General features: G+C 31.3%; 9 protein-coding genes. All 9 read left to right on the plus strand.

The features are described from left to right. The 9 genes from ACSR9O_RS07965 to ACSR9O_RS08005 all read left to right on the plus strand — a co-directional run bounded on the left by ACSR9O_RS07965 (position 1) and on the right by ACSR9O_RS08005 (position 12,744). Positions 1-1,149 carry a glycosyltransferase gene (locus ACSR9O_RS07965; RefSeq protein WP_491724253.1) on the plus strand — a complete coding sequence of 383 codons (1,149 nt, stop codon included), beginning with the start codon at positions 1-3 and terminating at the stop codon, positions 1,147-1,149. 38 nt (positions 1,150-1,187) lie between these two features. Next, positions 1,188-2,438 (plus strand): hypothetical protein, encoded by a 1,251-nt coding sequence (locus ACSR9O_RS07970; RefSeq protein ID WP_491724254.1) that lies wholly within the window; start codon positions 1,188-1,190, stop codon positions 2,436-2,438. An 18-nt stretch (positions 2,439-2,456) separates the two neighbouring features. Next, entirely contained in the window at positions 2,457-3,527 is a 1,071-nt protein-coding gene (locus ACSR9O_RS07975; RefSeq protein ID WP_491724255.1) for a glycosyltransferase family 2 protein, read from the plus strand. Positions 3,528-3,611: 84 nt separating this feature from the next. Further along, positions 3,612-5,120 carry a lipopolysaccharide biosynthesis protein gene (locus ACSR9O_RS07980; RefSeq protein WP_491724256.1) on the plus strand — a complete coding sequence of 503 codons (1,509 nt, stop codon included), beginning with the start codon at positions 3,612-3,614 and terminating at the stop codon, positions 5,118-5,120. A 307-nt stretch (positions 5,121-5,427) separates the two neighbouring features. After that, the gene (locus ACSR9O_RS07985) at positions 5,428-6,804 is read left to right on the plus strand and encodes a UDP-glucose dehydrogenase family protein (protein ID WP_491724257.1); all 1,377 of its coding nucleotides are present in this window, start codon (positions 5,428-5,430) and stop codon (positions 6,802-6,804) included. Further along, the gene (locus ACSR9O_RS07990) at positions 6,779-7,816 is read left to right on the plus strand and encodes a GDP-mannose 4,6-dehydratase (RefSeq protein ID WP_491724258.1); all 1,038 of its coding nucleotides are present in this window, start codon (positions 6,779-6,781) and stop codon (positions 7,814-7,816) included. The genes ACSR9O_RS07985 and ACSR9O_RS07990 overlap by 26 nt, the downstream gene beginning before the upstream one ends. A gap of 845 nt (positions 7,817-8,661) precedes the next feature. Then, the gene (locus ACSR9O_RS07995; protein WP_491724259.1) at positions 8,662-9,888 is read left to right on the plus strand and encodes a nucleotidyltransferase domain-containing protein; all 1,227 of its coding nucleotides are present in this window, start codon (positions 8,662-8,664) and stop codon (positions 9,886-9,888) included. Between the two features lie 768 nt (positions 9,889-10,656). Continuing rightward, complete coding sequence (locus ACSR9O_RS08000; protein ID WP_491724260.1) at positions 10,657-12,597, plus strand: asparagine synthase-related protein; 1,941 nt, start codon at positions 10,657-10,659, stop codon at positions 12,595-12,597. 15 nt (positions 12,598-12,612) lie between these two features. Then, positions 12,613-12,744, plus strand: coding sequence for a paeninodin family lasso peptide (locus ACSR9O_RS08005; protein WP_491724261.1), 132 nt, complete (start codon positions 12,613-12,615; stop codon positions 12,742-12,744). Positions 12,745-12,837: the final 93 nt, after the last annotated feature.

Raw genomic sequence — 12,837 nt, forward strand, 5'->3', positions numbered from 1 at the left:
ATGGAAAAAATACTGGTTGTTTCTATGGGGAAATATCCAAACGGGAATGCAGGAGCCATTCGTCAACACGCCTTTGCAAAACTTTTTAAGCTTTGTGGTTATTCCCCTTGTATAATTGGATTGGGTAAATCTACTAATTTCGAAATTGAAGATTACGATGGGGTTAGTTATATTTCATTTAGAGCTAAAAATAATAATATAGTTAATCGTATATTAAATTTAATACTATTCAAATCACGACTAAAGAACTTTTTGAAAAAAAATAAAGATTTCTCGAAAATTATGGTTGTTAGCATACCAATAGCAGCTTTATTTTTTCTGAAAAGTTATGCGAAGAAAAATAAAGTTGAGCTTATTCATGATAGTGTAGAATGGTATTCTCCTGAAGAATTTTCACTAGGTGTTTTCTCACCCTCATATATAATTAATAACGCATATAATACTAAATGGATAGATGGGAATTTTAAAATTGTAGCTATAAGCAAATATTTACAAGCACATTATTTATCTCGAAAGATTAGTGCGATTAGAATACCAGTTATTATGGATATACATGATGTACCGTATAAAAAGCGATTTAATAAAGAAAAATTAGTTCTTATTTATGCCGGAGCTGTTGGGAAAAAGGACTATCTAAAAGAGATTATTAATGGGCTATCGTCGCTAAAAAAAGAAGAACTAATGAAAGTAGAACTACGTTTATTCGGCATAAACTATAATCAACTAAAAGATGATTTAGGAATACCAACTGAAATTTTAAATAAACTTTCTCAAAGTTTAAAATGCTTTGGGAGAGTATCAAGAGAAGTAGTATTAAGTAACTTAGAAGAGGCAGATTTCACTGTTCTATTACGTCCAGCTGAACAGAGATATGCAAAAGCTGGTTTTCCAACAAAGGTAGTTGAAAGCCTTGCCAGTGGAACTCCAGTAATTACAAATCTTACTTCTGATTTGAAAGACTACCTGAAAAACATGGAGAATTCGATTGTGGTTGATGATTGTAGTTCAGAGTCCTTTTGCAATGCCTTACGGAAGGCTATTGGTTTGAAACCTGAAAAAAAACATAAATTGCAAATTAATGCAAGAAAAACATCTGAAAAATATTTTGATTACAGAAACTATAAAGATGAGATAAAACGATTAATTTAATTTTTTAATATGGAAGGCTAATAGAGAGGAAGAATTGATTGAGAGAAAAACTGCTTTATATTTTGTTAATAGTGTTTACCTTTTTATTTATATATTATCCGCCAATATTTATTACAAACACTTTACATATTTTAGGGGCTGTTTCTTGGATCATAATCATCATTAATCCAAAAAGATTTTCTTTATTATTTTCGCGAGGCGGTTATTTTAAAGAAATATTTTTTTCTTGGTTTATAACGTCATATTTATATTTGGGCCTTCTAGTAAATGGAAGCACAAATCTTTTGATTAGTTATGTATTCATTACTCTCGCCCTAGAAATATTACCTATAAGTTTTGTAATTGTATACTTTATGAAAAAGTTGAATGGTAAAAAAGATATTAGTGATTTATTAATACATGTAGGTTTTATTCAAGGCCTTATTTCGGTATTATCTTTTTTAATTCCAGAAATACAATCTTGGGTAATTAATACTATGCTTTCATATGGATATAATGATGTTATTATTAGACTTTCACAGCATAGAATGTTTGGTTTAAGTTATACATTTCCATATTCAATGCCTATAGTTCAAGGAGTAATTGCATGCCTATCTATATACTTAGGTATAAACAAGAATATCAAGTACTTCATCTTTACCCCGTTTATAATTTTTTCAGGAATAATAAATGCAAGGATAAGTATTGTTATTATTACTATTGGAATAGTTTTAATTTTAATTGCTTCATTTGGGATGAAGCTTAATAAAAAGTATAAGATATTAATTGCCTTTTCGGCCTTTATTATTTTATTTAATCCAATATCAAATATAATTCAGGATAACTCCCCTGATACATTTAATTGGTTAAAGGATGGAACAGATCAATTGGTTAATCTTTATCGCGGGGATACAAGTGGTTCGTATACAAGTTATATTACGGATAGCTCAAATTATAATTTACCAAGTGGTCTAAACTTTGTCTTTGGAACTTCTGAAAGGGTAATTAGAGGTAACTCAACATACCAATCTGATGTTGGTTATATTAATGACATTTGGTTGGGTGGGATTTTGTACTCAATAATTATCTACGGTTATTTACTTATAAAATTAAATAAAATTAGGATTTCTTTTAATAGCCAGCATTTAAATGGGACGTTATTCAGTTTATTTTTGCTATTGGTTATAGTATTTAGTAATTTTAAGGGAACTATTTATGCAGTTAATGAATTTATAAATTTATTTTATTTGATTTATATATATAGTATATGTAATAAGGATAATTCCCCTAACAACCTTACTGAGAAATAAAAAAAGAGGGTGGTAACTTTGGAGAAAAGTACAATAACCATTATTGTTCCAGTTTATAATGTTGAAAAATATTTAAAAAAGTGTATAGAAAGCATTATAAATCAAACTTATACAAAAATTGAAATTATATTGGTGAATGATGGATCAACGGACAACTCTTTAGATATTTGTAAGCAATATTTGAATGACAAGAGGGTTTCAATTATCGATAAGAAAAATGAAGGGTTAAGCAGTGCACGTCAAGCTGGAATTGATAAAGCTGATGGGGAATATATTTGTATGGTAGATTCAGACGATTATATTGAGAAAGATTTTGTGGAAAAAATGCATTCTAAAATTCATAAAGATGAATCCGATATATGTGCGTGCGCTAGCAGATTTTATTCAGATAATTTGAGTAGAATTTATGGGTATAGTGAAAATATAAGCTTGAAAAAAAAAATTACTATGCATGATATTGAATTGAACTATTTCGATTTGTTAGGTCGCTATTATATGAGTGATTCTTGGAATAAAATATACCGAACAAATTTTATAAGGAATTCAGAAGTTAGGTTTTCTTTACCTCGAGAATATAACGGAACAGATCTTTCCTTTAATCATCGGTTATTACTTCATTTACCACAGATTTCTGTATTAAATGAACCATTATATAACCATCAAATTTTAGAAAATTCTAGAGTGAGACGAAAAAATAAACAATTACAAAAAGGGTTTATGATTATTATGGGGCAAATAATCAACGAGGTTGAAAAATTAAATTATTCTGAGTTAATAAATAAACAACTTAGTTGTTTATATGTTAAATTTTTAAGAGAAGCTTCCCAAGATATTTATAATTCAGGATTAACCACGAAAGAATTAAAGGTTAAATATAAAGAATTCTATACTTTAAATAAACAGTATTTAGAGGAGAATCAAAGAATAAGCCTAGATTACAGTAAAATGAATACTATCTCTTTAAAGATATTTAGTCGTATTTTAAAGGGGCATAATAGTATCAGGCTTTTTAAATATTTAAGTATAAGACAAAAAGCATTGAAGTTACTTAACAATTTTCATAGTTTTAAAAAGAGTTTGGGTTTTTAAGTAACAAAGATACCTTTTAAGGTTTTCCTGTTATACTAACCAGTAGTTAAAAACAGCCAATATAACTAGGAGCGAAGTGTACCAATGAGAAGTAAAAAAGCGTTAGCCAATATTATTTCATCACTTCTGTTGCAACTAACAACAATCATATGTGGCTTTATAATACCAATACTTATTATTAGAACATATGGATCAGAGGTTAATGGAATTATTATCTCGATTACTCAATTTTTGGGATATATTGCTTTGCTTGAAGCAGGTGTTGGTGGTGTAGTTAGAGCAGCGTTATATAAACCGTTAGCAAATAAAGATAAGATTACGATTAGTAGAATAGTGAAGTCAGCAGAAAAGTTTTTTAAAATAATAGCGTATATACTTATCGGTTACTTGATAATAGTTGCTATAGGTTTTCCCAAATTAGTTAGTAGTGAGTTTGATGATATTTATATAATTACCTTAGTTTTTATAATTGGCATAGGAACTTTCGCTCAATATTTTTTTGGAATAGCCTATCAATTATTGTTACAGGCTGATCAAAGACTATATTTCACTTCTGTATTACAAATATTAACAGTTGTTATTAATACAGTAATAATAGTTGTTTTAATTAATGTAGGTACAAGTATTCATTTGGTTAAATTATTTAGTGCAGCGGTTTTTATTGCTAGACCCTTAGTTCTAAATATATATGTGAAGCGTAAGTACAAAATAATTAAAGATATTCAAGCTGACAAAAATGCACTTAGTCAAAAATGGGATGGTCTTGCGCACCATATTTCATATTTTATAAATAATAATACTGGCATTGTTGTATTGACACTATTTACAAACCTTAAAGAAGTATCAGTCTATTCTATATATATGATGATTGTAGCGGGGATTAGGAATATTACAACTACTTTTTCCTCAGGAATAGAAGCTGCTTTTGGAAATATGATTGCAAATGGAGAAAGAAAAGCTCTTAATACAAATTTCAGGACTTTTGAGTTTGTATCTTTTTTCATTACAACAGTATTCTTTACAAGTGGTGCTATGTTAATACTTCCCTTTATCTCAATTTATACAAGAGGTATTACTGATGTAAGTTACATTCGACCGCTTTTTGCGTATGTATTAGTAGCAGCTGGAGCTGCATATTGTATTAGATTACCGTATCATTCTGTAGTAATAGCAGCTGGACATTTTAGGCAAACAAGGAATGGTGCTTTTATTGAGGCGATAATTAATATTGTGCTGTCAATTGTTTTGGTTAATTTTTTTGGACTCTTAGGTGTTGCGATTGGAGCTTTATGTGCAATGCTTTTTAGAACGTTTCAGTATATCCTTTATCTTTCAAAAAACATTTTAGGTAGAAGAATATTAGAATCAATTAAAAGAATTCTTGTTAGTTTATCTTCAGTTGTAGTTAGCTTGATTATCATTAGATTAATTCCAACAATAAATTTAAATAACTACGTTAATTGGCTAATATTCGCAATCCAGATAACAACAATAACTTTTTTTGTAACTCTTTTAATCAATTATATATTGTATTATCAGGATTTAAAAAACCTAGGACACATTGTAAAAAGAATGATTAAAAATAAAACCTAAATGCACTTCATAATAGTAGACTATAAGATGAATAAAAATATGCATAATTTGAAATTATTAACAATTTAATTTTATTGTAACATTTATATATCTATTTTATACACAGAATGTATTATTTTATTCAATTATTATATAACTTAATGTAAATAAAGTGGTAATAAAATTCTTACTTCCAATTGTTGTTTCCTCTGTCTTCGCTTATCCTTAAACTAAATACGAAATATCTCTCATTTGCAACTTATTAAAATATAGAAGTAGATTCTTTTGAAGATTATGATAAGAATACCTAATAAAGGATGGCGTTATTATGAACAAAATAGCAGTAGCCGGAACAGGTTATGTCGGTTTGGTGGCAGGTGTATGTTTTGCCGAAGTTGGTCATCAAGTGACCTGTGTTGATATAGATGAAAATAAAGTAAACGTAATGAAATCTGGGATTTCTCCTATCTATGAAGCTGATTTAGAAGTTTTAATGCAGAAGAATTATGCTGGTGGAAGGATTGATTATACAACTGATTATAAATCAGCCTATAAGGATGCTGATGCGATCTTTATCGGTGTCGGTACTCCAGAGCAATCAGATGGTTCTGCCAATCTTTCTTATATCGCAACTGTTGCAAGGCAAATTGCTGAATCGGTGGAAAAGGACTGTTTAGTCGTTGTGAAATCAACGGTCCCGGTTGGAACGAATGATAAAGTCGAGCAGTTTATCCAAGACTTTTTAGTTAATGATGTAAAAGTGGAAGTTGTATCGAACCCGGAATTCTTGGCACAAGGTTCTGCTGTACATGATACATTACATGCCGAACGGATCATTATCGGAACGGAAAGTAAATGGGCTGAAGAACTCATGCAGAATATCTATGAACCGTTTCATTTACCTGTTGTTTCAGTCAATAGAAGGTCCGCAGAAATGATCAAGTATGCCTCTAATGATTTTCTGGCCCTTAAAATTTCTTATATGAATGATATCGCCAATCTTTGTGAACTTGTTGGCGCGGATATTCAGGATGTAGCAAGAGGGATGAGCTTCGATAACCGTATTGGAAGCAAGTTTTTAAATGCGGGTATAGGTTATGGCGGTTCATGTTTTCCAAAGGATACTAAAGCATTGGAGTATCTGGCAAGACAAAATGGTTATGAACTTAAAACAGTCAAAGCTGCTATTGATGTGAATAAGGACCAAAAGACGATGCTATATAAAAAAGCTAGTAAAAGACTGATTACATTTAACGGACTGAAAGTAGCCGTGCTAGGATTGACTTTTAAGCCTGGTACTGACGATTTAAGAGAAGCTGCATCTCTTGAGAATGTGCCATTATTATTAGAGCAAGGTGCCGATATCTATGCTTTTGATCCTGTTGGAGCAGAGAATTTTGCTAAAATGTATCCAGAAGGTAAGAATGGTAAAGGCAGTATCACGTATGTTGCGAATATAGAACATGCCTTAGAAAGTGCAAATGTCTGTTTTATTTTTACTGAATGGGGAGAAGTGAAAGCATTAACTCCTGAAACATATAAAAAGTTGATGAGGACTCCTTTAGTATATGACGGAAGAAATATCTATAATGTTGAAGAAATGCAAAAATCAGGGGTAGAGTATCACTCCATTGGAAGAAAATCTGCAAGTAGAGAAGCTATAAAGGAGTCGAAACAAGTTGAATTACAAATCCCTAGATCCTAGTAAAACATACCTAATAACTGGAGCGGCAGGTTTCATCGGTTTTTTCTTATCAAGGAAACTATTAGAACAAGGCTGTAATGTGATTGGTGTTGATAATATAAATAATTACTATGATGTAAAGCTTAAATATGCTCGTTTGGAGCAACTTAAACCTTATGAGAAATTTACCTTTATCACAGGTGATATTTCCGACAAAGCGGTCATTACTAATATCTTTGAAGAGTATAAACCTAATATTGTAGTAAATCTGGCTGCCCAAGCGGGAGTTCGATATTCGATCGAGAATCCGGATGTGTACATTCAAAGTAATATCATCGGTTTTTACAACATCCTTGAAGCGTGCAGGCACAATCCTGTGGACCATCTTGTATACGCATCATCGAGTTCTGTTTATGGAGCTAACAAAAAGGTTCCATTTGAAGAAACGGATTTTGTGGACAATCCTGTATCACTCTATGCATCGACTAAGAAATCAAATGAATTGATGGCCCATACATATAGTCATCTATATAATATTCCAGCAACTGGACTCCGTTTCTTTACGGTTTATGGCCCTATGGGAAGACCGGATATGGCCTACTTTGGATTTACTGATAAGTATTTTGCTGATGAACCAATTAAAATCTTTAATAATGGTGATTTTGAAAATGATCTATATAGAGACTTCACCTACATTGATGACATAGTGGAGGGAATTGAGCGGCTTCTTTCCAATCCTTCAGTTGAAGAAAATGCTGTTCCTCACAAAGTATTTAACATTGGAAACAACAATCCTGAAAAGTTGATGGTTTTCATTGAAACTTTGGAGAAATGTTTAAGTAATGCTTTAGGTAAAGAGGTGGAATTTAATAAGGTTTTCGAGCCAATCAAACCTGGAGATGTCCCTGCCACTTATGCTTCTACTGATTTGCTGCAGAAGGCTGTCGGATTTAAGCCGGAAACTTCGATTGAAGAGGGTTTGCAAAAGTTTGTAAATTGGTATGTGGAATATTATAGGAAGATTTTTGTATAATTTGAAAGATTGTGAAGGACAGATAATGAAATACATCTTTGAATTTCGGTTTGGGTGCCTGTCACCACTCGAAATTTCTCATAAGATTAATAGAGACAGAGAGTTATTGAATTGCTCTTTGTCTTTTTTGTTTCGCTTTTAACAATGCGAAGTCATGTTTAACAGAATATAATAGTTTTGTTATAATTAAAAGTATAGGTATTATTGCTGAAGAATGAATCTATATACTCTTGATTTGAGAGAATCTGAAGCTGACAGGTAAATCTCTGTAATCAAACCAATTAAAATTACACCAGTTTAAATTACCATATGCATTACTATGTACCTAAATGTTTTTTGGGGATTTACTAGATAAGTATCAAGACTATTTATTTATTCTGCTATGATAATCTTAAAAGTAAATAATATTTTATAAGGGAAGGTAGTATGAAAAATCGTAATAGTTTTTAAGAAAATAGATACTCCAAGCAGTGAATATAACAAATGTATCGAGAGGATAAGGTCGTTAACTTTGCTTTTTCTTATTTTATAATTCACTGTAGAGCGCCAGTTAAATTAAAAATCCAGTTACTTTATCCATTAACAATTTAGATTATGTATCAATATCTTTTATTATCTTTTATTGAAAATTTAATGTGTATCGTTCATTCTAATAGCTTTATACACCATTAGTGAATTATTAACCTTCCTTGAAAATCTTACAAATTTTGAGTTGGACTTTATATGTGTTTTTAGTTATTTCCAAGGAACATCCTTATAAATCAAAAATAAACATTCAAAAAAATACAGCAGATTTTTTTATATATGGAAAGCTTTGGTGAAAAAGAGTAGAGGAGGACAGGATAATGGGGGAATTTTATAATATTGACTTGTCTATTATGTCGAAGGAATTAAGATTATTACTTCAAATTATTAATATGGAAAATAAAAAAGATACAGAGCCAATTAAAGAAAAACATTTTATAGATATTGATTGGGAGTTATTCCTCGAATTGGCGAGGCACCATCGAATATATCCATTAGTATATTTAAAGTTAAATAAGATAGATGTAGAATTAATTCCTTTATATGTTATTGAAACCTTGTATCAAGAGTACAAAGAAAATACGTTTCAAATGCTTCACTTAAGCGGGGAAATGGAACGAGTAAGTAAATTATTTACTGAAAGTAACATTCGCCTCCTTTTCTTGAAAGGTCCGGCAATTGCTGCTGATATTTACGGAGATATTTCCTTAAGGACTTCTAAAGATTTAGATATTCTAGTTCCCATAACTGATCTTGAAAAATCAGAAGAACTTTTATTGAATTGTGGTTATGAAAAAGAGGGAATTACACCTAATTCAATAAAAAGGGAATGGGGGAGCCATCACGTATCATATTATCATACTCAAAAGAATGTCCAGATTGAAATTCATTGGAGACTCTATCGTCCTCCCGCAAAAGAGCCAAGCTTTGATGAATTATGGAAACGGAAAAGGATTAGTTTACTCACAAGCTATCCCGTTTATCTCTTTGGAAATGAAGATTTGTTTTTTTACCTTGTTAATCATGGTGCCAAACATGGGTGGTTTCGTCTTCGATGGTTAGCAGACATTAATCAAATCATTCGGAAAAGTAATATTACAAAAGAAAATTACTTATTTCAAAAAAAATATCAACTTCATTTAATAGGACAAGCACTTATATTAGCTTCTCAGTTATTTGAGACTCCAATTCATAAGGAGAATCTACCATTAACAAAAGAAAAACGTTCAAGAAAACTAGCAGAGTTGGCATTATTTTATATTGTTGAAATGGGTCATAAAAATATTTACCAGTCGTCAAGAGATGCATTGGCTAATTACAATAAGTATCATCCATTTATAAAAAAGACGAGTCTTAAAAAGGTGTTCTATGTTAATCTTTACGAATATTCAGTAAAGACGAATATTCAGAAAATTATTTTTATTGCAAAAGTATTAAAGCCAAATTCTTCGGATATGGAAACATTGATGTTACCTAAATCCCTTTACTTTTTATATTTTCCTTTGCGTCCCTTTTTAATATTCTGGAGAAAGACAAGGAAGTCCTGATAAAGATTAACCCCATATGAGATTGCAAAAAAAATAGAATTTTACTTCCATATGGGGTTGTTTAATATACGATCTGTGTTGGATGAGAGTTTTTTTGGAGAAGAAAATATTGTTGGATTTTCTTGTTTAATGTATAACAAAAAAATGTGTTTGAAAAAAATTTTGAATAATATCATGTAGTAGTGTTTAAAAGTTTGTTAGTTATTTAATGAATCAGTACCTGTTTACTTTGGGTTCTTCCATACATTTGTAAAGTACTTCTAAAAAATGGAGGATATAATTTGATTTCCATTTAAGAAAGGTTAAATGTAGAAAAGTATTAGTTCATTTTATTACGGACTTTTACATATATGAATAAGAAAAAATATTGTTGACATAGGAATAAATAGGTGGTAATTTTAGCTTATATAATTCGTTATAAAGAACAAAAAGTTCTTTGTGGTGTTCGGGTGAAAATATGGAAACATACTTGAGAGAAGCCTTTTATCCAATTAGTAAGGATACAAATAAGACAAGGTAGTTGCCTAAAAAGGAAAGGATGAATATAAATGCCTCTATTTCTAATGAAAGAAGTATGGACACCTTTAAAGTTAGTTGGGGTGAAATTTTTTAAGTCAGATGATAGAAGTATTTTCATCAAGGTAATGAACCAACGCAGGAGAAAGATAAAGTAATAATACTCTATGGTCTCTCTTAAATTGTGTATATAGTGGATTTTAAAAAATATTTATCAAAAACCATACATAACAAAACAAACAGGGGGAAAACATGAGTGCTATAACCGGTATTTATCATTTGAATGAAGAGCCTGTAAATCTTCAGCAGTGTCGAAATATGATGACGGGTTTACAAAAATATCCTGCTGATTCTATCCAAATATGGCATTCAGATAAGGTTTTTCTCGGTTGTCACGCTCAATGGATTACTCCCGAATCTGTGGGTGAACAGCTCCCGTTTTACGATTTTGAAAGGCGGTGTACAATCACTGCTGATGCTATTATTGATAATCGTGAAGAATTATTTCAGATGTTGCAAATAAAACCAATGCATCAAAAAGGCATGACTGATAGTGAACTGATTTTACTTTCTTACTATAAGTGGGAGGAAGAAGCCCCTAAGTTCTTAGTAGGAGATTTTGCTTTTGTGATTTGGGATGAAAAAAGAGAGAAGATGTTTGGGGCAAGAGACTTCTCAGGTAGCAGGACGCTTTACTACCACCAAAATCATCAGAAATTTGCCTTTTGTACTACTATAGACCCCCTTTTGTCGCTACCATTTATTGAAAAAAAATTAAATGAGCAGTGGTTGGCTGAATTTTTGGCTATATCCGGAATGATTGATGCTGTAGATTCTACAATAACGCCTTATAAATATATAAATCAGATACCACCATCTCATAGCATGACGATTGAGAAAAATAAGCTGACGTTAAAAAGGTATTCCTATTTAACTCAAGGGAAAAGACTAAAACTAAAGTCAAATGAAGAATATATCGAAGCATTTCAAAGTGTCTTTCTGGAGGCTGTAACTTCTCGATTAAGGACACATCGAAAAGTTGGCGCACAATTGAGTGGAGGCTTAGATTCAGGAGCTGTTGTTGGCTTTGCTATAAAGAAGCTACAAAGTGAAAATAATAAACTACATACATATAGCTATATTCCTCCCGAAGATTTTAAAGACTTTACTCCTAAATACTTATTAGCAGATGAGCGACCTTTCATTACATCTACAGTTGAGTATGTTGGGAGTATTACAGATCATTATTGTGACTTTAAGGGAAAAGACTCCTATTCTGAAATTAAAGATTTTCTTGACATCATGGAAATGCCATATAAGTTCTTTGAAAATTCCTTTTGGTTGAAGGGGATGTTTGAAAAGGCAAATGAGAATGACATAGGGGTATTACTTAATGGTGATAGAGGTAACTTTTCAATTTCATGGGGATTTCCCTTAGAGTATTACTCTCTCCTTTTAAAAAGATTAAAGTTGATTCGCCTTTATCAAGAGTTAGACCAGTATCGGAAAAACGTGGGTGGGTCTAGACGACGCCAGGTGCAAACTATTGCAAGAATTGGATTTCCAATTATTGATCGAATCTTTCCAGAAGGTGTTCCATATAAAATTCCTTCCTTAATAAATCCTTGCTTCGCAGAAAAGACGGGCGTATATGACAAATTTAAAGAATACGGAATTGATCAAACTGGATGGTATTCAAATTCTAATGTTTTTAATGAAAGAAAAAAGCACTTTGAAGATGTCTTTCAATGGAATTCAGGGAGTACACTTTCCTCAAAGCTCTCCTTACGATACAAGTTGTGGAAACGAGATCCGACCAATGATATACGTGTAATTCGTTTTTGTTTATCTCTTCCAGAGGATCAATATGTACAAAATGGCATGGATCGTGCACTTATTCGAAACTCCACAGAAAATTACTTACCAGATAAAGTGAGACTAAATCAGCAGTACAGGGGTGTCCAAGGAGCTGATTGGGTTCACCGTATGGTCCCTAAATGGGGCGAATTTATAGAAGAGATTGAGCAACTTAGTACAGATAAGAAAGTTTTAGAATTTTTAGATGGTCAAGTGATAAACAAAGCTCTTATAAAGATAAAAGAAGGAGCTAAGCCAGAATATGCTACTGATCCTGATTATAAGTTTTTAATGCGCAGTTTAATTGTTTTTAGATTTTTAAAACAGTTTGATTAAAAGGAGGTGATTAATATGAAAAAAGAATGGAAGAAACCAGAATTAGAAGTTCTTGATGTAAATATGACAATGCTTGGAGCTGATGGTGAGTATACTGATGCTGCATTTCCAAATGATACTCCTAAGGGTAAAGTAACTTTTAGTTAAACGAAAGTTAATTTGTTATGAAATTTTTTGTGCACTCAACTTAGAAGAAAATATACATATTAAGTTGCAAAAATTGACCCCTAATTGGAGTTG

The sequence above is a fragment of the Peribacillus sp. B65 genome (assembly GCF_058513295.1).